Here is a 22385-nt window from a genome sequence, read left to right on the forward strand (position 1 = left end):
ATGCGATCAATTTTCGACTTTCCCGTAAAATAGATGCCCATTTTTCGCATTTCACAAATTATCCGCCATTAAGACATAATCGCGCCTTATTTAATCCCGTCTTGATATTTGGAACGATCTAAATTATTCATGTCGTCGTGGAGTTGGAGGATTGACATGAGTGCATTATCGGAAAACGTGCTATCCCTGCCCTTTGCAGACGGAAACGTAAAAGCCTATCACTTGCGTGGCACCCCGACACCGCGCCCCGCCTCTCCTCCGAAATTCAATCGCATCGCTTATGCGGCAGCACATGTGGTTTCAGACCCGCTCAGAGACAGCACGCCATGGAATGCTCCGGCGATTGACTGGGATGCGACCATGGCCTTCCGTCACCACCTCTGGAGCCTTGGCTTTCAAATCGCCGAAGCGATGGACACATCACAGCGCGGCATGGGCCTCAACTGGGCTGGCGCGCAGGAACTCATCCGCCGCTCGCTCACAGAAAGCAAAACCGTGAGTGGCGCCGATCTGGCATCCGGCGCAGGCACCGATCATCTTGATCCGGCGGAGGCAAAAAGCCTTGATGATGTGATTAAAGCCTATGAAACACAGGCTGAATTCATCGAAAAACATGGCGGTCGTTTCATTCTCATGGCCAGCCGCGCGCTCGCCCACATTGCCCGTTCACCCGACGATTACATCAGGGTTTACAACCACATCCTCACAAACGCGCGCGAAAAAGTGGTCCTGCACTGGCTGGGCGATATGTTCGACCCACAGCTTAAAGGTTATTGGGGTTCGGACAGGTTTGAAGACGCGCTTGATACGGTCATCACCATCATAGAGACCAATCGCGACAAAGTAGAAGGCATCAAGATTTCACTGCTCGAAGAACGCTATGAGATCGCGCTGCGCAACCGCCTGCCGGATGGCGTTCTGTGTTTTACGGGCGATGATTTCAATTACGCACCATTGATCGAAGGTGATGGCAACAAGCACAGCCATGCGCTTCTTGGGATTTTTGATGCGGTTGCACCACAGGCTTCAAGCGCCCTTGCCGCCCTTGCCAAGGGTGACAATGCAAGCTTCCGCGCGATCATCGAACCGACCGTGCCCCTATCGCGCAAAATTTTTGAAGCCCCCACACAATATTACAAGGCAGGCGTTGTATTCCTCGCCTGGCTCAATGGGCATCAGACCCATTTTACCATGCCTGCCGGGATGCAATCAGCCCGTGGCATCCTGCATTATGCGGAGATTTTCCGCCTGGCAGATCAGGCCAATGTTCTCGACCAGCCCGGCCTTGCAATCCAACGCATGAAAAATCTGCTTACTTTGCATGGCATAGAATAGAGACAATCAAAGACTTATAAAGCTTTATAAAAAAACACCTTCCTCATACAAAAATGCCGTGGCGCATCCAAAGCGATGTGTGATCACGCGCGTCCTCACTTCCCAATATACGGCCAGCTATAAGATAAATATTTAAATCAATAATGCTTGATTTTTATCCCAGCATCTTACTAGAATAAATTAAGTCTTTATTAAGTATTGCATACAGTTAAATTATAAAATTCTAAATGAGAGCTGTATATTTCATGTCAAAATATAAGTTAATACTAAAATCAACAATAATTATGACAATCAGTTCTCAAGCCTGGGCTGACGCTCCTCTTTATGAAGTTCATGGTTCTTTCGGAGGATCACGCGCTGATGCAGTCACCATATCTGCGGACGGCAAAACATTTGGCGTAAGGCGAATGTCAGCAAGTGGTGCGTATGACAAATCTTTTGTCATTACCCCGGATGGTATAACCGATCTTGGGTCCCTTGATGGCTCTGGCGAAACCGCAATTCATGTGATTTCGGCAAACGGACGTGCTGCAATCGGCAGCAGTTCTGTCAGTGCCACACAAACAAACGCATTCTGGTGGACACGGGATACAGGCATGCGCAACATTGGCACGCTGGGGGGAAATACATCCTATACCACCGGGGTTTCAGCCAATGGCGATGTTGTCATTGGCAACAGTTCTCTCGCCGATAATGCCGAGACCAATGCATTTCGCTGGACACTTCAGGATGGCATAACCGGTCTTGGAACACTGGGTGGAATATCGTCCTTCTCCAACGCTATTTCCGCTGATGGCACCACCCTTGTTGGCTATAGCACAACCCAAACATTGCAAACAAAAGCATTTCGATGGACGCAAGCCACGGGCATGGTCAGTCTTGAGACACTGGGCGGCAATAATTCAACCGCACGTGGCGTTTCAGCGGATGGATCCGTAATCGTCGGTGCCAGTGATACCGCCGATCATCAGCAACATGCTTTTCGCTGGACGGCAGAGACCGGCATGGTTGATCTCAATGCGCAGGGAAATATACAAAACAGCATTGCTGACTTGGTTTCCGCAGATGGAAAAGTTGTGATCGGCACAGCGACTATAGACAGCGGCTATGATCAGGCTTTTCGCTGGACATCGGAAACTGGCATGATGAGTTTGGGCTCACTGGGTGGTGAGATTTCACATGCTCTTGGCATGACCAGCAATGGCAAAGCGGTGACTGGTTACAGCTACACAGATACAATGGCGATGCGCGCTTTCCGGTGGACGGAAAATGACGGCATGATTGATCTGGGAACAATTGGCGGGGACAATGCCATTGCCTATGATATTTCTGATGATGGCAGCGTTATAGTTGGGACGGCCCAAACCGCTCAGGGTGAACTTCACGCAACATTATGGAAACTACCGGCAATCAATCCCGGAACGGATGAAGAGACGGATCCCGAGACAAATCCGACAAATCCCGGAACTGATCCTGATCCTGGGACGACACCAACAAATCCGGGAACCGATCCTGATCCTGGGCCGACACCAAACTCTCCATCAGCCGAGCCCGTGACCAAACCCGCCGTCATCGATGTCGATCACACCGTTGCGACCGTGTTAAAGCTGGCATTCAGCGGCTTTTCCGCCATGGAAGCGCAGCGCCTGACGCTGAATAAATTGCAGGGCACCTGCAATGTGGATCGTGCCGGCCAGACCTGTTATTCGCAGTTCACAGACATCAGTGGTTTTGGCGATCAGCGCGATTTACTGACAGGTTTCACGCTCGCACACGGCTTTACCGATAATTTCTCGGCAGGCGCCACCATCGCCCATTCTTTCTGGCAAGAACAGCCGGACGGTTTTGACACAGCACACGACAATTTCGGTGGCGGTATTTATGCGCAATGGAAACAAAAAACGGCAAATGGCGCGTGGTATGTGCGCGCAAGCCTTGCTGCAAACCGTTACGACACAGATATAACCCGCCCGCTCCTTCCCTTTACAGAAGCGGGAACCGGCACAACACGCCTGCAAGGCTGGAGCACGGCGCTTGAAATCGGACGCACCGACAATCTCAGCGTCAACAATGCAGCGTTCGGCTATTACGGTGGTCTGCGTTACAGCGATATTTCCATGGATGGATACACGGAAAACAATGTGCTGTTCCCGTTCACCTACAGCACGATGAAATATCAGCTCACCACGGCTTATGCAGGCGCCAATTACAGCATGCCGCTCAGCGATCGATTCCGGTGGTCCGTCAATGGTGAGATCGAACAGGATATCGCGCACAAAGACCCGGAATTTGATGCGCACGCAGATTATATCGGCGCGCTGGTATATGGTTCGGACTTTGCCCATATGCGCGGTTCCGCATCAACAAGCCTCAGCTATGCGGTCAATAAATCAGTCGGTCTTTCATTAACGCCCTATATCATGCGCACCGCATCGCGCGAAAATGCTTATGGAGCGACGGTGCGAATATTCGGAGAATTTTGAGAAACTTAAAGCATGTCGCGGAAAAGTGGGAACCGGTTTTCCGATAACGACATGCGTGAAGAAAAAACCATGTCGCGGAAAAGTGGACACCGGTTTTCCGGTAGCGGCATGCGTGAAGAAAAACACAGAGAGCATTTCCAAGGATTCAGTCTAAACAGGAAATACACCGAACGCTCGCGGCACGTTATGCCGCGAGCGTTTAATCAGGCCGCGTGTTAGCGCCAGCCCAGTGCCGGTGCAACATGCTTGAGGATCGCTTCGATCACATGGGCATTGTATGCAACGCCGAGCTGGTTCGGCACGGTCAGAAGCAGGGTATCGGCTTCGGCAATCGCTTCATCCTTTTGCAACTCTTTGATAAGCGCATCGGGCTCTGCGGCATAGGAACGGCCGAAGATGGCGCGCGTGTTCTCATCAAGATAGCCGATGGAATCCTGCTCTTTGCTCCCGCCACCGAAATAAGCCCGGTCGCGGTCATCAACCAGCGCAAAGATGCTGCGGCTCACCGAAACGCGTGGCGTGGTTGTATGGCCTGCTTCTTTCCATGCTTCGCGATAAGCACGGATTTGCGCTGCCTGCTGAACATGGAACGGCTCACCCGTTTCATCATCCTTCAGCGTCGAGCTTTGCAGGTTCATGCCAAGTTTTGCGGCCCAACGTGCTGTGGCATTGGAACCGGCACCCCACCAGATTCGATCCCGCAAACCTTCCGAATGCGGTTCAAGACGCAGCAGGCCGGGAGGGTTCGGAAACATCGGACGCGGGTTGGGCTGTGCAAAGCCTTCGCCTTTGAGCGCGCCCAAAAACACTTCCGCATGCTGGCGGCCCATATCGGCATCGCTTGTGCCTTCATCCGGCTTATAGCCAAAATAACGCCAGCCATCGATCACCTGTTCAGGCGATCCGCGGCTCAGCCCAAGCTGCAATCGGCCCTGCGCAATGAGATCGGCAGCACCGGCATCTTCAGCCATATAGAACGGGTTTTCATAGCGCATATCGATCACGGCAGTGCCGATCTCAATCTTGCTGGTTTTGGCACCCACGGCTGCAAGCAATGGAAATGGCGAAGCAAGCTGGCGCGCAAAATGATGCACGCGGAAATAAGCGCCGTCTGCGCCCAGCTCTTCAGCGGCAACCGCCAGATCGATGGATTGCAGAAGCGCGTCACCCGCTGAACGGGTTCCCGACTGCGGAGAAGGCGACCAATGGCCGAATGAAAGAAAGCCTATCTTTTTCATGACGATTGTCCTTGCGTGCGAGGAAGCACTTTTCATCTGTTTTGTCAGAATATGGCACCGGGCGATAGTCATTGAAAGGCCGCTGAACACTGTGTTCATGAAACGGAATATAACGCGCGCAAGCCGGGCTGTGATGACAACACGTTGACAGTCTATTCGGACCGGATTAAGCCTCAAAAGACGCGGTTAAGCCCTTCAATCCGGGGAACCGGATATTGAGCCTATGCCGACAGACGACGCACCAAAACAGGGGAGATTTTCATGCGTTCTATGCTTCTGGCCTTGCTGGCCGCAACGGCCATCGCAACGCACGCGCAGGCCAAAGACGTAACGGTTGCCGTTACGGCCATTGTTGAGCATCCGGCACTGGATGCGGCACGCGATGGCGTCAAGGATGCGCTGGCAGAGGCCGGCTTCAAGGAAGGCGAAAATCTGACATTCGTCTATCAGTCCGCGCAGGGCAATCCGGCAACCGCCGCACAGATCGCACGGCAGTTCGTGGGGGACGCGCCGGATGTAATCGTTCCGATTTCCACGCCTTCGGCACAGGCCGTTGTTTCCGCCACCCGTGATATTCCGATTGTCTTCACCGCTGTTTCTGATCCGGTCGGCGCACAGCTCGTCAAGGACATGGCAAAGCCGGGTGGCAATGTCACCGGCCTTTCCGACATGTCGCCGGTTGTCGAACACATCAAGCTCATCAAGGAAGTGATGCCGAACATCAAGAAGCTCGGCTATCTCTATAATTCCGGTGAAACCAACTCCGTTTCGCTTCTGGCAGCACTGAAAGAAGCGGCTGCGGCTGAAGGCATTGAAGTGGTTGAATCGGCTGCAACCAAGTCGGCAGAAGTTCAGGGTGCAGCCCGCGCGCTCGTTGGTCGTGCAGATGCGATGTATGTGCCAACCGACAACACCATCGTTTCAGCGCTTGAAAGTGCGGTCGGTGTTGCTGAAGAAAGCAAGCTGCCGCTCTTCACCGCAGATACGGATTCGGTCAAGCGCGGCGCACTCGCCGCTCTCGGCTTCAACTATTACGACGTTGGCAAACAGACCGGCGCTGTGGTTGTAAAAATCCTCAACGGCGAAAAGCCGGGCGATATTCCTGTCGACATCGCAAAAGGCACCGACCTCGTCATCAATCTTTCTGCTGCAAAGAAGATGGGCGTCGAGTTCCCACAGGCTGTTATCGACCGCGCAACCAGCAAGGTCGAATAATTGCAATTTCTATTGTAAGGAAAAGGGCGGGACGATCTCCCGCCCTTTTCTTTTAAACATGTTTCACATCTGTTGAGCTTTTAAAATGCCCGCCATCCGTATCCTTCCCGCTGATGACAACACCAATGGCTGGAGCAGGATATTGCCTGCGCGCGCACCACGCCCTGCCCTCAAAGGCCACATCAAAGCCGACTGGATCGTGCTGGGTGCAGGCTATGCCGGTGTCGCGGCAGCAAGACGGCTTGCCGAAAACCGGCCCAATGATCACATTGCACTGGTTGATGCACAGGAAGTGGGAAAAGGCACATCGGGCCGGGCGGCAGGTTTTGCCATTGATCTGCCGCATAATGTCAGCTCATCCATGGAGGAACTGGCCAAGTCGCACAGCTACCGCGCACTGGCACGCGCGGCAATCAATCACCTCAAACAGCAGATTGACCAGCATGGCATCGACTGCGACTGGCGGCAGGATGGCAAGTTTCACGCCGCCGTTTCCGATCAGGGGATGCGCAAAGTTCTGGAGCCGACAGTCAAGGAGCTTGAGCGTCTTAACGAGCCCTTTGATTGGCTCGAAGGCGATGCTTTGGCCAAACGGCTCGGCACCAGCCATTTCAAAGCAGCGATCTTCACCTATGGCACCGCGCTTTTAAATCCGGCCGCTCTGGTGCGTGGCCTTGCAGACAGCCTGCCCGCAAATGTCACGCTTTATGAAAACTCTGCTGTCACCAAAATCGACTATGGTGATCGCATCCTCATTACCACGGCAGAGGGCCGGCTTCAGGCCCCTGCCATGATCCTGACGGTCAATGGGTTTGGTGAACAGTTTGGCTTTTTCAGACATAAGCTGCTGAACTTCGCAGCCCATGCGAGCCTCAGCCGTCCACTTGATGATCAGGAATACAAGGCCATCGGCGAAGTCGCACCGTGGGGCCTGACGCCTGCCAATTCTTTTGCCGGAATCACCATGCGCCTGACTTCTGATCGGCGCATTCTGGTGCGGCAGAACGTGCATTTCTGCCCGTCGCTGCGCCAGTCGAATGCGCAGCGTGAAACAATCAAGCGCGAGCACAAGCGGCTTTTTGATCAACGTTTCCCGATGCTGGCCAATGTCGATATGCAACACACCTGGACGGGTTTTATTTGCCTGTCGCGCAACGGTGCACCGGGTTTTGGCCAGATCGCCAAAAATATTTACACCTCACTCTGCCAGAATGGAGTCGGCATCACCAAGGGTACGATTGGCGGCATCCTTGCAGCCGACATGGCCTGCGATCTCGACAATCCGCTAATCGACGACATGTTAAAACTTGGAAATCCAAGCGGGTTGCCACCGCGCCCATTCCTCGATATCGGCGTCCGCGCGCGTTTTGCCTGGGAGTTGTGGCGTGCGCGCGGCGAAGTCTGACCCGCAAATAGCCCGAAAAATGTTGTAACCCGCCCACAGAACGCGGCTTTTCAGCGCTTTTTCAGCGATAATGCTTGCTTGTTGAAACTTTTGAGTTGTATCCGCAAAAAGAGTTAGCCAGAACAAGCGCAATCAATGCAATTGCGCATGCAAAACCGGGGGATGGTTCCACAAGGCTTTCGCTTCAAGGAACAAACTCAAATCAAAACCGGTCGTGATTGAAGCAGACCTTCCAGGCGGTCTTTGGCAAATGCCAGAACCTCTAGAAGGCCGGTAATGATATGGCGCTGAAAAGCTGCCCTATCATCTTCGATGACGGCAAAGAACAAGGAATCGCAATGTGAGTCAGATCGCCTTCTGGGGCGCGGTCGAACTGGGCCTCGTCTTTTCTTTTGTCGCCATTGGCGTCTATCTGGCTTTCCGCGTGCTCGATTTCCCCGATCTGACCGTGGATGGCTCGTTTCCGCTCGGTGCGGCGGTCACGGGCGTTCTGATCCTTGCTGGCTGGAATCCATGGCTGTCTGCTGGTGTTGCAATGATTGCAGGCTCGATTGCCGGTCTTGTGACAGCAACGCTCAATGTGCGCTTCAAGATCCTCAATCTGCTCGCTTCAATCCTTACGATGATTGCGCTGTTCTCGGTCAATCTGCGCATTATGGGCCGTCCGAACATTGCACTCATCAATCAGGATACAATGCTGTCTCCGTTTTTCGGTCACGGCATTCCTGAATATTATGTGCGCCCGGCCTTCCTGTTTGTGCTGGTTGCCATCGCAGTGTTCCTGGTCTGGCGCTTTCTCGAAAGTGACATGGGCCTTGCCATGCGCGCAACGGGCGCCAATCCGAAAATGGCGCGTGCGCAGGGCGTACGTACTGACCGTCAGATTTACCTCGGCATGGCACTCTCCAATGCGCTCGTAGCGCTTGGTGGCTCGCTTTTTGCCCAGACAAACGGCTTTGCAGACGTGACCTCCGGCGTCGGCACCATCGTGGTTGGCCTTGCCGCTGTGATCATCGGTGAAACCTTGCTGCGCTCGCGCCTCATCCTTGTCATTCTCATTGGCTGTGTTTTGGGATCGATCATCTACCGTATCGCCATCCAGCTCGCACTTTCCAATGGCAGCATAGTCGGACTTCAGGCTTCCGACCTCAATATCGCAACAGCGCTTCTTGTTACATTCGCCCTGATCTTGCCGCGCCTGCGCCGTGGAGGAGCATCATCATGATTGAAGTATCCAATCTGGACGTTATTTTCGGCCGTGGAACACCGCTGGAAAAGCAGGTGCTCAACAAGATCAATCTGACTATGGATCGCGGTTCATTTGTAACCGTGATTGGCTCCAATGGCGCTGGCAAATCCACACTGCTAGGCGTTCTTGCTGGCGATGTCATTCCGACAGCCGGTAAAGTTGAGATCAGCGGACTGGATGTTACACGCAAATCCACCGCTGAGCGCGCCGGTCTTGTGGCGCGCGTGTTTCAGGACCCGCTTGCAGGCAGCTGCGGCACGCTGACGATTGAAGAAAACCTGGCGCTGGCGGCATCGCGTGGAGCACGTCGTGGTCTCACCCATGCGCTTCATGCCAAGCGGCGCGACTGGTTTCGTGAACGCGTGGCAAGCCTCAATTTGGGCCTCGAAAGCCGTATGCAGGATCGTATGGAGCTGCTCTCGGGTGGCCAGCGTCAGGCGCTTTCGCTCATCATGGCAACACTGGCCGGCTCGGAAGTGCTGCTGCTGGACGAACATACGGCAGCGCTTGATCCAGGCATGGCGGAATTTGTGATGGAGCTGACCCGCACGCTGATTGCTGAAAACAAGTTAACGGCACTCATGGTCACCCATTCCATGCGTCAGGCGCTTGATTATGGCGACCGCACCATCATGCTGCATGGCGGCAAGATTTTGCTCGACGTCACCGGCGATAAACGCAAGACGCTTGGCGTGGAAGACCTGATCGACATGTTCCGCAAAGTGCGAGGGCAGACACTCGATGACGATGCTTTGCTGATCGAATAACATTACAAACAGCTTTCTTTCACAGCTGTTCTGTTGCAAAAATTTCAGCAGTCTCAAAGAGACGCTATATCTGGGCACAATGATATGCTTCAGGCGCTGATCCAATTCAATGAGATCGGCGCTCTGGATCAAATGAGCTTCCTTGAGAGCCACCATCATCCCGGTCTGCGTCTCTCAATGATGCACATCTCTTAGCACCCAACTATCCAAGCCTCACCCGGTTTAAGAAAATGGCCGCGTGATCTGAAACGAGCCTCTTACAAAAGCGCGGGCGAACGCATTTCTTTTCGCATGATTCATTTTAGCATTTCCTGTTTTTATTAGTGCATGGAAATGCCCTATCTATTTGCTTTCACGCATTATCCCGCCCAAGCGCGTTCGCGCTTTGGCAGGAAATGCTCTAAATTGAAAAATTTGTCTATAAACCTCTCTTCATGTAAGTATAGATTGGCAAAGCCAAATGGAAAAGCAGATCAAATACTGCTGAGTTTCAGGAGGGGGAGGAGAAATTGCTACAGAATGCTCTGCTTTATGATGCGCAAGGCCAGCCGCTGCTGAGCGGAAAACTAAATGCTTCCCGGGACTGGGCAGAGGTCAATGCCTTCTGCCATCGCGTTTATATGCCACTTGTAGCGCGCCCCCTCATCGACGGTGCCGACCCAAATGCCACTTTGCGTACATTATCGATCGGCCGGATCATTTTGAGCCGGTTCTGCTTTGGAGTGCCCACCAAAGCGGATGAATTCGACCCTTCCTCGGGCAACATTATCGTGGTCAACACCATGCGTGGAAGTGTGCGTCATCCATTGACGAACGGCATCAGCGTCGACACCAGCCCCGGTGACAGCTATGTTGTGGATTGCAGTCGCACGGACTACTGGAACGTGGCGGACGGACACGATCTTCAGTTCAACCTGACGATACCCCATAAGCTCATGGAGGAAACAGCGCAGCGTTGGTACGGCTTCGTCCCGGAAGATGACCTTTGGAAGAAACGTTTGGTTTTCGGCCACCGCCAATCTGCCTGGCTTTCCCTTCTCAACTACGCAACCCTTTCGGTCGACGCCCGGAATGACGGTATTTCCAGCCCCTTGATCGAAAAGCGGATCGAGGAAACCCTTTGTCTGGAGTTGCTGCGGGGCTGGGCGGAAAGTGCCGGGCTCAATCTTGAGACCGGAGCGCGCGGTGCAGCCCCCCGATATGTGCGCGAGGCGGAACGTCTCATGAAAGAACGGGCGCATGAGGGACCCTCCGTGGCAGCGATTGCTGAACAGGTCGGCATTTCGGCCCGGAGCCTTTCCGAAGGGTTTCGGCGGTTTCGTGGCGTCACCCCGCATGACTATCTCACGGCCTGCCGTCTTGATGGTCTTCGCAAGGCGCTCGAAGAGGCAATGCCCGGGCAAACCGTGTCTGCAATTGCAGCGGAAAGAGGATATGTAAACCTCACCGCGATGACTGCGTCCTATCATCAGCGTTTCGGCGAAACGCCCTACCAGACACTGCGCAGCCGAACAGGGCGCGTGTGACAACCCTCGCCACAAGGTCCTCATGCTGAGGTGAATTTTGACTGGATACGCGTTGTTCAATCCATTTCGGCAGGTGATCAAATGGTGTAGGCTGATTTCTTCTGATTTGGAGTACTGGCTTCCTGAATGGACCAACCATCAGTCTTCGTCCATCCGCGGTCGTTGTCTACATTGCATGCAAGCGCCGACGGCGCCTCACTATCCGGACAGGAGTCAGGTTTGTGTGATCTTTGCAAAAATATGCTGAGGGGTATGCCCCCGAGGGAGGATATGATGAAAGCGTTGGTTTATCACGGACCAGGTAAAAAAGACTGGGTCGAAAAGCCCAAGCCGACCGTTCAGGAAGCAACGGATGTCATCGTGAGAATTACGAAGACGACGATCTGCGGCAGCGATCTGCATATTCTGAAGGGCGATGTGCCAAGCGTCGCCGAAGGACGGACGCTCGGCCATGAGGGCGTTGGCATTGTTGAAGAGGTTGGCGGTGCGGTTCGCAACTTCCGCCGGGGCGATGCGGTGCTGATCTCGTGCATCACATCCTGCGGTTCCTGCCCAAACTGCAAACGACAGCTTTACTCCCATTGTGATGATGGCGGCTGGCAGCTCGGCAATACGATCGACGGTACACAGGCCGAATTTGTCCGCATTCGGCATGGCGACAACTCGCTCTATCCGATCCCGCAAGGTGCAGATGAAGAAGCATTGGTGATGCTGTCGGACATCTTGCCAACAGGGCTTGAAATCGGCGTGCAGGCGGGCGGTGTGAAGCCCGGTGATACGATCGCCATCGTAGGCGCAGGGCCAGTCGGCATGTCTGCACTCCTGACGGCGCAATTCTATTCACCCGGTAAGATCGTGATGATCGATATGGACCCGGCGCGTCTGGCTCTTGCGCGTCAGTTCGGCGCCACCGACACCATTCAGGTCGGTGAAGAAGACGCAGCCTCCCGGATCATGGAAATGACCGACGGACAGGGCGTCGATGTGGCGATTGAAGCCGTCGGTGTTCCCGCGACATTCGACATCTGCCAGAAGATCGTTTCGGCTGGCGGCAATATCGCGAATGTCGGCGTTCACGGGAAGCCAGTCGAGCTTCGCATTGAAGATCTCTGGATCAAGAACATAAAAATCTCGATGGGGTTGGTGAACACCAACACGACACCGATGTTGCTGAAGACCGTCAAGGCTGGTAAATTCGATCCGAAAAAACTCATCACGCACCGTTTCCGACTCGATCAGATTCTGGACGCTTACGAAGTGTTCGGCAATGCTGCGCGCGAAAAGGCAATGAAAGTCATTCTCGCCGCCTGAAAACAGCAGAGAAACGGACACGAGACGCTGCGCTCTTGAAATCCGACCCGGCAAATGCCGGGTCGGCATTATTTTATATTTCGATGCCCGTTATTCCATTGCCCTTCCCGACTTTTAGGAAATCGCGGTTAAGCACGGCAGGAAGTTTGACCATACATTCATTGAACCGATGATCAGGTCGAGCGGATGAACTCCACCATCAAATCCCGCAACTAGAGCATTCCTTGTTTTGATTGTGTCATTGGAAATGCTTTATCTGTTTGCTTTCAAGTATCATCCCTCCACCCCAACGGCTTCACACTTTTGCTTGAAATGCTCTAGACACCTAATTAGTCATATTCAAAAGAAGTCGGTTTACCGAGGGTGAGAGTAACGTTTGGATAAATCAATACTGTTATAAAGCTTGTTTAGAGGGAACAAGAGGCACGTTATCATGGTGCGCAAAAGGCCAACAAGCGAAAGGCGAAGCGAAGAACGACAGCGTACACGCTTGCGATCAGGTAAAATTGTTGGGCTCGACGGGCGTTTCATCATCGAATGTCAATTCAGCGATATAGCTTCGCATGGCGCGCGATTGAGAACCGCGGATGTTCCCAGTCTGCCAGAACGTTTCTGGCTGTTCGACGATTTTTACGGCCGCGCCTTGCTGACGCGGATCGTTTGGCGGCAAAATTGCGAAATCGGCGTACAATTCATTTCGGACAGCGAAATAGCGCCGCTAAATGAAGAGCGTTTAAATCAGCTCGCTGGAAAATCGAAGTCGCTATGAACTCTCACCCGCTGCCCGAAAGGGATAGCATCGCCTGGCTTTATCGCAAAATTCACTTTTACTGAGCCTTGATAGTATCTTTGCGCATGATTGAGTGGGGTGAACGTGGATGACAGTCGATTTCGAATGAATTCGTTTTTCCAAAAAGTATCATCCTTTATACTGATTTCTTTTGCGCCCGTTGTTCAATATCTGATTGAGATCTTCAGCAAATCAAGGCTAACGTGGCCTTTCTTTAGAGCGCATTCCAAAAAGTGTGAAACGGCTTTCGGAAAAAGATGCGCGTTAAGCCAACCTTGAGAGCGCAGAACTGATCCAATCCGATTGAAACCCGCTCCAAGAAAGCCGTCGCCAGCAATGATATTCCGGGCATAATTGCGATCCGGTAGACCAAATGTCTCAACAATCTTCTTGCACTGGGTTGCCGCTTTATCACACGCATTGCCAAACACATGATGGGCTTCAGGGCATTCCATTCAGCCTCAGCGACAATCGCGGGCATCGAAGCGGCCCGCATGATCCGTAGATGTCAAGTCGACAACGACAATCAGCCACCATCCCAGTTATTTGCGGAGCTTGCAGCATAGGTGCATCCGACGATCTGGCTGCTTTCAGCCTGATCAAATTTTTGCGACAAAACCCATTGCGACAACGTTTCTGCAACATCCACGCCAACGCAAAGCGTACAAATCTATTGCAATGTATTGTTTATTGGCATACACAGAGCCCGACATTTGTATGGATATGATACTGTCATGTAGGTGATTTTCCGCACCTACAGTCCAAGGGTGCTGATATGAATTACGACAAGTCTTTCGAAGATCTGCTTGCTGATATGAAGCTAGACGGCCGTTACCGAACATTTGCTGAATTAGAGCGGATTGCCGGGGAATTTCCGACGGCGCTCTGGCATCGTCCAGACGGGCAAAAACAGCCCGTCACAGTCTGGTGCAGCAACGACTACCTCGGAATGGGCCAGCACCCGGACGTGCTCGCCGCGATGCACGAGGCCATCGATCTTTCGGGAGCAGGCACGGGCGGAACGCGCAATATTTCGGGCACCAATCGTCAGCACGTCGCCCTTGAGGCTGAACTGGCCGATCTGCACGGAAAAGACGCTGCGCTAATCTTCACATCGGGCTGGATCTCGAACCTTGCCGCTCTCGGTACGCTGGGTCGCGTTCTGCCAAACTGCGCAATCTTCTCGGATGCTCAGAACCACAACTCGATGATCGAAGGTATCCGCAGATCCGGCGCGGATAAATTTATCTTCCGTCACAACGATGCAGCACATCTTGATGAACTCATGAGCGGGATCGACCCGGATCGTCCAAAGATCGTCGCGTTTGAGAGCGTCTACAGCATGGATGGCGACATCGCCCCAATTTCGGCCATCTGTGATGTGGCGGATAAGCACGGAGCTCTGACTTACCTTGATGAAGTTCACGCCGTGGGCCTTTATGGACAGCGCGGCGGCGGTGTTGCCGAGCGCGAGGGGCTTGCGCATCGCCTGACAATCATCGAGGGAACACTCGCAAAGGCATTTGGTGTGATGGGTGGCTATGTCACCGGACCGGCGATTTTGATCGACGTCATCCGTAGCATGGCGGACAGCTTCATTTTCACGACCTCGCTGTGTCCGCATCTGGCAGCCGGGGCGCTCGCAGCCATACAACACGTCAAGGCGCATCCTGAGGAACGGGCGCGCCAGGCAGCCAATGCAACCCGTCTCAAGGCGATGATGAATGATGCAGGGTTGCCCGTCCTTGACACCCCAAGCCACATTCTTCCCGTCATCGTCGGCGATGCGCATCTGTGCCGTCTGATCAGCGAACGACTTCTCACCGAGCACGCGATCTACGTCCAGCCAATCAATTACCCCACTGTGGCTCGTGGGCAGGAAAGGCTTCGCATAACACCGACGCCATTCCACACTGAAGCTCATATGCGTTCGCTTATCGATGCGCTTCTCGCTGTAGGCAGCGATATTGGTTGGCCCGCCATACAGCGCGCTGCCTGATAGCGCGCCTTCTCGAGAATACGCCGTTTCGAAGTGTCATTGCCTCAGCTCGTCTGCTCATGGCGTCATGGCCTGGCTCGACAGTCCTGACGGCTGGAAAACACCACTGGAAACGGCGCATTCGCTAACGTTTCCTCCGTTCACATAATAATCCTGGAAAGATTCAGAATCATGGATTGGTTCCCCATCATTGCCGGCATATTCAAAGCCATCGTTTTGGTTGTGGCTATGTTTTTCGCCATCAAATGGCATTATAATAAGGATAAAGAGGAGAAGGAGAAGAAAATGGGGGAGAATAAGGAATCCAACAGGCCATAACTGCTTGTGTAGTTCTCCAACGCTTTGAATTTTTGGGTATATCCAGTGAAGCGGCAGTTGCCCCTTGATGGGGCGGCTGGGCAGAATGGCAATTGATCAGGGCGTAACTCGCTCAGACCGCGAATGACGTGATGTCCTTGCCGCGCTCTTAGAACTTTATGTGCAGCACGATCTCCGCTTCCCTTTGGTATCCATACATGATATTAGAACTGTATGTTAATAAGCCATACAGTTTGAGGGGTCGAAATGTGGAAGCCACGACTAATCGAAAACGCGAGGATGAAATATCTCGGTATCGTAGAGGCGTTGGAAGCCGATATTCGCTCCGGAAGGGTTGCCGGGGGAGATCGGTTGCCGGCGCAGCGCGTGATCGCTGAGGCGCTTAACGTCGATCTCACCACAGTCACGCGTGCCTGCAATGAAGCCCGCCGCCGGGGGCTCGTTGAGGCACAAGCGGGCCGTGGGACGTTCATCCGTGAGGCACTCAATAGCGAGCCTCATGATCATGCACCGCCGCTGATTGACCTGAGCATGAACATTCCTTCACAGCCGTCTGATGTCGATTTCAGAAAGGTTTTTCCCAGTGGAATCGCGGGGGTTCTCGGGGGCACGCGCGGGCTGCTTAATCTTCATTATCAGGAAAGCACAGGATCAGAACCGGACAGGCAAGCCGCAGCAAGCTGGCTTCGTCCCCGGATTGAAAGGGTTACGCCGGACCGCATCGTCGTCTCAGGGGGTGCACAGAGCGCATTGTTCGCCGTGTGTGAACTGCTGCTTGATCGGGGTGACATATTGGCGACCGGCGCCATGACCTATCCCGGCCTCAAGGCGGTTGCTGTTCAGAAAGGGATGGTGATTGAACCTCTGGCAATGGACGAGCAGGGGATCATTCCAGACGCCTTCGAAAAGCTGTGCCGCGAGCGTTTGCCAAAGGCGATTTATGTCATTCCCAGCATCGACAATCCGACCACTGCGACCTTGCCGGAAGACCGCCGTCGGGCTTTGGTTTCTATAGCACTCAAGAATGGTGTCGCGGTCATCGAGGATGACCCCTATGCACCACTGATACCGGATCGCACGGTTTCGATGATGGAATTGGCGCCCGACATCACCTGGCACATCGCCACGCTTTCCAAATGTGCAAGCCCGGCTTTGCGGGTTGCCTATGTGATTGCGCCCAACAGCACGAAGGCTCTTCGACTTGCCGGTGTGCTGCGCGCGACGACCCTGATGGCTCCGCCGCTTATGTCAGCCTTGGCAAGCCGATGGATTTCGGACGGCACGATGAGCGAGATTACCCGCTCCATTCGGGACGAGAACGCAGCGCGTCAAGAGCTGGCCCGATCAATCCTCAAAGGTCATGATTACGCGGCCGACCCCCATGGTCACCATTTATGGCTGCACCTGCCTCAACATTGGCGCGCGGCTGACTTTGCTGCGCATGCTGACCGTGCCGGTGTCTCAATCGTCCCCTCTTCCGCCTTCGCAACCGTTGCACATCCCATTGAAGCCGTCAGGATTTCCCTTGGCGTCGCGCCAGACCGCGAAGATCTCGAAGATGGCCTCAATCAGCTTGCCAACCTTATCACGCAGCCCTCACTCAGCACGCGCGCCGTCGTGTGATTTTCAGGATTGTTTGCCATGTCCCTCATCAAAGCCGCAGTCGTTCAAGCCGCTCCCGTCCTGTTCAACACATCCAAGACGGTAGCGAAGCTCGCTGAGTTAACCCGCGAAGCCGCAGGCAGAGGTGCCGAGCTCGTTGTTTTCCCGGAGGCTTTTGTCGGAGGCTATCCGAAGGGTTTGGATTTCGGTGCCCGGCTTGGGCTTCGAAGCGCGGAAGGCCGCGAAGAGTTCCGCCGTTATTTCGAGAGTGCCATTGATATTCCAGGCCCGGAGGCATCGCGCATCGGTGAGATCGCACGGGACAATGGCGTGCATTTGGTCGTGGGTATCATTGAGCGGGATGGCGGCACGCTCTACTGCTCGACCCTGACCTACTCTCCTGCAGGCAAGCTTCTCTACAAGCACCGCAAGCTGATGCCAACGGCGCTGGAGCGACTGGTCTGGGGCTTTGGCGATGGCTCGACGATCGGCGTGGTCGACACACCGATCGGGCGCATCGGTAGTGTCATATGCTGGGAAAACTATATGCCGCTGCTTCGAGCCGCCATGTATGCGCAGGGCGTGGAGCTCTATTGTGCGCCGACAGTAGATGACCGTGATGCCTGGCTTCCGACCATGCGCACGATTGCCCTTGAAGGCCGCTGTTTTGTGATCTCGGCGTGCCAATACCTCACGAGGAGCGATGGCCCTGCCGATTATGCGCCGATTCAGGGTGATGATCCGAGCACCGTGTTGATCCGAGGCGGTTCATGCATCATTGACCCGCTCGGAAATGTGCTGGTGGAACCCGATTTCACCGGTGAGACGATCCAGATTGCCGAAATCGACCGACGCATCATTGCGCGCGGAAAATATGACCTTGACGTTGCCGGGCATTATGCGCGGCCGGACGTCTTCCAACTCTCTGTCGATACACGAAAGAAATCTGCTGTTACGTTTGAGAGCGGGCAGTTCTCTCTTTTTGGTGAGGATAACAGCGACATTCCTCAGTCGCAGGAGGCTGCAAAATGCTCGGACTGACCGCTCTTGAGCTGGCTCGTATCCAGTTTGGTTTCACCATCTCGTTTCACATCGTGTTTCCCGCGATCACGATAGGGCTTGCGAGTTATCTCGCCGTTCTCGAAGGGCTTTGGCTTTGGAAAAAAGATACCGTCTATCGCGATCTTTATCATTTCTGGTCGCAGATTTTCGCGGTCAATTTCGCGATGGGCGTCGTGTCCGGGCTCGTCATGGCTTACCAGTTCGGAACCAATTGGAGTTACTTTTCAGCCTTTGCCGGATCGATAACGGGGCCACTGCTCGCTTATGAAGTTTTGACGGCATTTTTTCTTGAAGCCGGCTTTCTCGGTGTCATGCTGTTCGGCTGGAATAAGGTCGGACCGGGCCTTCATTTCTTTGCGACCGTCATGGTGGCGATCGGCACCTTGATCTCCGCCACATGGATTCTGGCATCAAATAGCTGGATGCAGACGCCGCAAGGGTTTGAGATCGTCAATAACGTCGTCGTGCCGGTGGACTGGTTCAAGGTTATTTTCAATCCGTCCTTCCCCTATCGGCTTGCCCACATGACCGTGGCGGCCTTTCTGGCAACGGCGCTTTTTGTCGGCGCTTCAGGTGCGTGGCATCTGCTGCGAGGTCGCAGAGATGCGCGCGTGCGGAAAATGTTCTCCATGGCCATGTGGATGATTTTGGCGGTTACGCCCATACAGATCTTTATTGGTGACTTGCATGGCCTGAACACGCTTGAGCATCAACCCGCAAAGGTCGCAGCCATGGAAGGCCATTGGCGAAATGTGCCAGGCGCTGGTGTGCCGCTCATTTTGTTCGGCTGGCCGGACATGGAAAGCGAGGAAACCCTCTACAAAATTGAGATCCCAAGGCTGGGTGGGCTCATTCTGACGCATAGCCTTGACGGGCAGTATCCGGGGCTAAGTGAATTCGCCCGCGAAGATCGCCCGAATTCAACGGTGGTGTTCTGGTCGTTCCGCATCATGGTCGGTCTTGGCATGCTCATGCTCCTGCTCGGTGTCTGGAGCGTCTGGTTGCGGTTGCGCAGTGGGCTATATGTACAAAAATGGTTCCTGCGCTTCGCAATCTGGATGGGGCCATCGGGTCTGATCGCAATTCTGGCGGGATGGTACACGACCGAAATCGGTCGCCAACCCTGGCTGGTCTATGGCGTGATGCGCACTGCGGATGGGGTGTCTAACCATTCGGCGCTCGCACTATCGACCACACTGATCATCTTCATGGTCATGTACTTCGCCGTCTTTGGTACGGGTGTCAGCTATATGCTGAAGCTGGTCGCCAAAGGGCCTGCCAAGAGTGAAGACGAAAACCCGCCGCGTGATCCGGGCCAGTCTCAACGGCCAGCGCGGCCCTTGTCAGCTGCTCCCGATAATATTGACTCAACGATTGTTTAAAGAGGAGAAAAAATATGGGCATTGATCTTCCTCTTATATGGGCGCTTATCATCGGCTTCGGTCTTATGATGTATGTCATCATGGACGGTTTCGATCTTGGCATTGGCATTCTGTTCCCTTTCGTTCGCAACCGGGACGACCGCGACGCTATGGTCAATAGCGTTGCGCCTGTCTGGGACGGAAACGAGACCTGGCTCGTGCTGGGCGGTGCTGCTTTGCTGGGCGCCTTCCCGCTGGCTTATGCCGTTATCCTTAGCGCCCTATATTTTCCGCTTCTTCTCATGTTGGCGGGTCTGATCTGGCGAGGCGTGGCATTCGAGTTTCGCTTCAAGGCGGATGAGGGGCACAAGGCGTTCTGGGATAAAGCTTTCATGTGGGGTTCCTACATTGCCACTTTTTCCCAAGGACTTGCGCTTGGCGCCTTTATCAACGGCTTCGAAGTCCGGGACGGTTCGTATGTTGGCGGTATGTTTGATTGGTTGACACCGTTTAGCCTGTTCACGGGTGTCGGCATGTTGCTCGCCTATGCCTTGCTCGGAGCGACATGGCTTGTGATGAAAACCGAGGGCGCTCTTCAGCAGCGCATGCGACAACTTGGCCGCCCGATTACCGTGGCTGTACTGGTGACGATCGTGATCGTCAGCCTCTGGACGCCATATGCCAACCCTGACATTGCAGCGCGCTGGTTCGCACTGCCGAACCTGTTCTTCTTTATGCCAGTGCCTATACTGGTTGCCTTAGCCACATGGATTCTTCTGAAAACCTTGTCAGGCAAAAGCCATGCCGCACCATTCCTGCTTTCGCTTTTACTGTTGTTCTTAGGTTATTCGGGACTGGCAATCAGCTTGTGGCCGAACATCATCCCGCCGGCTATCTCAATATGGGATGCTGCCTCGCCCCCTCAAAGCCTGGGTTTCACACTGGTCGGAGCGTTGTTTATCATTCCGTTCATCCTCGCCTACACCGCATGGTCCTATTATGTGTTCCGAGGCAAGGTTAAGGTGGGGGAAGGATATCACTAATGTCCAACACTCCTCACCATCAGAAACTGTGGCTGCGGCGTGTTGGTTGGATGGTTCTGATCTGGACCGGCAGCGTGGTGGCACTGGCAATCGTGGCGCTTCTCTTTCGCCTCTTGATGAACCTGGCCGGTATGACCGTTTGACGGTTTGGCTGCCTGATGGAACTCGCAGCATAAGTGCGTCTAAAAATAGGACCGCATATCACCGACCAAAAGCTTTGCGACAGCGATCAAAAATTCCGGTCACAGTCGCATGATCGATGCAGACGTGGCATTTTGCATAAAACAAATCGCTCCCGGCTTGGCACCGGGAGCGATAATTTGATTGCGACTATGGGTTTTCTACCACTTCACCTTGAAGCCGACATTGCCTTTGAGGGCGTAGCTGTCGGAGAAATGGTTGAGTGACGTGTTGATGGAACCTTCGCCATAGAGCATGTATTTGTTGTCGGCCCAGGCATAGGTGCCACCTGCGCCAATCCCACCCCATGTATCATCGCTGTCAGTGGCCATATGGGTTCCCGCATAATTCATACGGGCGTCACCCATGAACTCCTGATAAAGATTGGCAATGCCATAGAGTGATGTATTGACCATCCGCCCATCATGGCCCTTCCAGCTATTGGCATAGTTGGCAGCAAGACCAAGCCGGGCTGTCAGGCTATCACCGTCTCTATTGGAGATGCGTGCGCCATAGCTATCGGTAAAGGTGTCAAAATTCACCGATGACCACATGAGCTGTGCCTGCGGTGTCAGCGACCAGTTCTGGTTGATGGCAAAACGCTGACCCGCTTCAAGGCTCAGGGCATAACCGAAGCCCTTATTGCCGTTGCTGAGAGTCTGGTTGACTGCATCGACATGAAGATCGCTGTCATACCAGTTGGCCTGTGCCTGTGCGTCAAGATAGAAGCCGGACGTACCATACCATGTGGCCGTGGCACCAAGCCCCCATCCTTGCGTGCTGATGCTGCCCGAACCGTCACCGGTCCGGTTGTCGATATCCGAGCGTGCATTGCCGTATTGCCCGGTAATGCCAGCAAACAGTGTGCCATTCTCATCCTCATAGAACTGACCATCCACACCGGCCTGCATGATGAAAGTGTTGATATCCTGATGCAGATCACCTGCCGTGGAGGCACTTTCATGACGGTTATGCGCGCCTTCAATGCGGCCCCAGATCGCCTTGCTGTCGGTTTCACCGGAATTGACCTGATTGGAGCTGCCCAGATAACGCTCACCCACACGCTGTTGCAGTGTCGGCAGCTTGTTCAGAGCCTGCAGCGTCGAGCCATAGGATTCATAGATCGGAGCCGCGGGGCTGTAACGGCCCGGATTAGGACCAGGGTTAGGACCTGGAGGACAGGTATTGGTCTTCTCGCAATCCGGATCGACCGGATTGACAGGATTGACCGGATCGTTCGGATTCTTGCTGACCAGATACCAGTTGCCGTCATTTGGCGTATTGGTTCCGCCTTTTTGCAGCGTATAGGCATAGGCCGAGTCAGTCATAATAGCCTGCTTGCCGTCTTTGGTGACATAATCACCATTGAGCGTGAACAGACCATCAGAGCTCCCCCCCACGGAGATGATCTCGATGCCGTTATTGGTTTTAGCGCCAAAACCGTGACGGTTGGTGATGTCGACTTTGGAAGTGCCGGCTGTGTTGCCACTGACATTCATCC

Annotated in this window: 17 protein-coding genes and 1 pseudogene; 16 read left to right on the top strand and 2 right to left on the bottom strand. The window is 53.9% G+C overall.

What is annotated here, in order from left to right; all coding sequences use genetic code 11:
- Nucleotides 1-156 precede the first annotated feature (156 nt).
- Entirely contained in the window at nucleotides 157-1335 is a 1179-nt protein-coding gene (locus tag ABE530_RS13200; protein ID WP_499694789.1) for a dihydrodipicolinate synthase family protein, read from the top strand.
- Nucleotides 1336-1742: 407 nt separating this feature from the next.
- Nucleotides 1743-3818, top strand: coding sequence for an autotransporter domain-containing protein (locus ABE530_RS13205; RefSeq protein ID WP_499694790.1), 2076 nt, complete (start codon nucleotides 1743-1745; stop codon nucleotides 3816-3818).
- A gap of 215 nt (nucleotides 3819-4033) precedes the next feature.
- Here the strand turns inward: ABE530_RS13205 and ABE530_RS13210 are convergent, their stop codons facing one another.
- Nucleotides 4034-5056 (bottom strand): LLM class flavin-dependent oxidoreductase, encoded by a 1023-nt coding sequence (locus tag ABE530_RS13210; protein ID WP_265982421.1) that lies wholly within the window; start codon nucleotides 5054-5056, stop codon nucleotides 4034-4036.
- A 261-nt stretch (nucleotides 5057-5317) separates the two neighbouring features.
- Here ABE530_RS13210 and ABE530_RS13215 point away from each other — a divergent pair, with 261 nt between their 5' ends.
- The 14 genes and pseudogenes from ABE530_RS13215 (at nucleotide 5318) to ABE530_RS13280 (ending at nucleotide 20847) form a co-directional block, all read left to right on the top strand.
- Nucleotides 5318-6271 carry an ABC transporter substrate-binding protein gene (locus ABE530_RS13215; RefSeq protein ID WP_265982422.1) on the top strand — a complete coding sequence of 318 codons (954 nt, stop codon included), beginning with the start codon at nucleotides 5318-5320 and terminating at the stop codon, nucleotides 6269-6271.
- Nucleotides 6272-6356: 85 nt separating this feature from the next.
- On the top strand, nucleotides 6357-7676 hold the full coding sequence (locus tag ABE530_RS13220) for an NAD(P)/FAD-dependent oxidoreductase (protein WP_499694791.1): 1320 nt from the start codon (nucleotides 6357-6359) through the stop codon (nucleotides 7674-7676).
- Nucleotides 7677-8016: 340 nt separating this feature from the next.
- Entirely contained in the window at nucleotides 8017-8901 is an 885-nt protein-coding gene (locus ABE530_RS13225) for an ABC transporter permease (RefSeq protein ID WP_499694792.1), read from the top strand.
- Nucleotides 8898-9692 (top strand): ABC transporter ATP-binding protein, encoded by a 795-nt coding sequence (locus tag ABE530_RS13230; protein WP_499694793.1) that lies wholly within the window; start codon nucleotides 8898-8900, stop codon nucleotides 9690-9692. The genes ABE530_RS13225 and ABE530_RS13230 overlap by 4 nt, the downstream gene beginning before the upstream one ends.
- Before the next feature lie 509 nt (nucleotides 9693-10201).
- Nucleotides 10202-11218 (top strand): AraC family transcriptional regulator, encoded by a 1017-nt coding sequence (locus tag ABE530_RS13235; protein WP_499694794.1) that lies wholly within the window; start codon nucleotides 10202-10204, stop codon nucleotides 11216-11218.
- Between the two features lie 273 nt (nucleotides 11219-11491).
- On the top strand, nucleotides 11492-12529 hold the full coding sequence (locus tag ABE530_RS13240; protein ID WP_265986006.1) for a zinc-dependent alcohol dehydrogenase family protein: 1038 nt from the start codon (nucleotides 11492-11494) through the stop codon (nucleotides 12527-12529).
- Nucleotides 12530-12962: 433 nt separating this feature from the next.
- Nucleotides 12963-13298 carry a PilZ domain-containing protein gene (locus tag ABE530_RS13245; protein WP_499694795.1) on the top strand — a complete coding sequence of 112 codons (336 nt, stop codon included), beginning with the start codon at nucleotides 12963-12965 and terminating at the stop codon, nucleotides 13296-13298.
- Between the two features lie 392 nt (nucleotides 13299-13690).
- Nucleotides 13691-13885, top strand: a pseudogene (locus tag ABE530_RS13250) (IS6 family transposase); the annotation flags it as partial.
- A 209-nt stretch (nucleotides 13886-14094) separates the two neighbouring features.
- Complete coding sequence (gene hemA, locus ABE530_RS13255) at nucleotides 14095-15318, top strand: 5-aminolevulinate synthase (protein WP_499694796.1); 1224 nt, start codon at nucleotides 14095-14097, stop codon at nucleotides 15316-15318.
- 564 nt (nucleotides 15319-15882) lie between these two features.
- Nucleotides 15883-17259: an aminotransferase-like domain-containing protein gene (locus ABE530_RS13260; RefSeq protein WP_265986947.1), complete on the top strand. Its 1377-nt coding sequence runs from the start codon at nucleotides 15883-15885 to the stop codon at nucleotides 17257-17259.
- Nucleotides 17260-17277: 18 nt separating this feature from the next.
- Complete coding sequence (locus ABE530_RS13265) at nucleotides 17278-18279, top strand: carbon-nitrogen hydrolase family protein (protein ID WP_499694797.1); 1002 nt, start codon at nucleotides 17278-17280, stop codon at nucleotides 18277-18279.
- On the top strand, nucleotides 18267-19682 hold the full coding sequence (locus ABE530_RS13270) for a cytochrome ubiquinol oxidase subunit I (protein ID WP_499694798.1): 1416 nt from the start codon (nucleotides 18267-18269) through the stop codon (nucleotides 19680-19682). The genes ABE530_RS13265 and ABE530_RS13270 overlap by 13 nt, the downstream gene beginning before the upstream one ends.
- A gap of 14 nt (nucleotides 19683-19696) precedes the next feature.
- Nucleotides 19697-20704 carry a cytochrome d ubiquinol oxidase subunit II gene (gene cydB, locus ABE530_RS13275; protein WP_265986950.1) on the top strand — a complete coding sequence of 336 codons (1008 nt, stop codon included), beginning with the start codon at nucleotides 19697-19699 and terminating at the stop codon, nucleotides 20702-20704.
- Nucleotides 20704-20847, top strand: coding sequence for a DUF2474 domain-containing protein (locus ABE530_RS13280; RefSeq protein ID WP_499694799.1), 144 nt, complete (start codon nucleotides 20704-20706; stop codon nucleotides 20845-20847). The genes cydB and ABE530_RS13280 overlap by 1 nt, the downstream gene beginning before the upstream one ends.
- Before the next feature lie 198 nt (nucleotides 20848-21045).
- Here the strand turns inward: ABE530_RS13280 and ABE530_RS13285 are convergent.
- Nucleotides 21046-22385, bottom strand: a 1340-nt coding sequence (locus tag ABE530_RS13285; RefSeq protein ID WP_499694800.1) for an autotransporter family protein, incomplete at its 5' end; no start/stop codon positions are given.

Origin of the sequence: Brucella sp. TWI559, assembly GCF_039674265.1 — a bacterium.
GTDB classification, from domain to species: Bacteria; Pseudomonadota; Alphaproteobacteria; order Rhizobiales; family Rhizobiaceae; genus Brucella; species Brucella chromiisoli.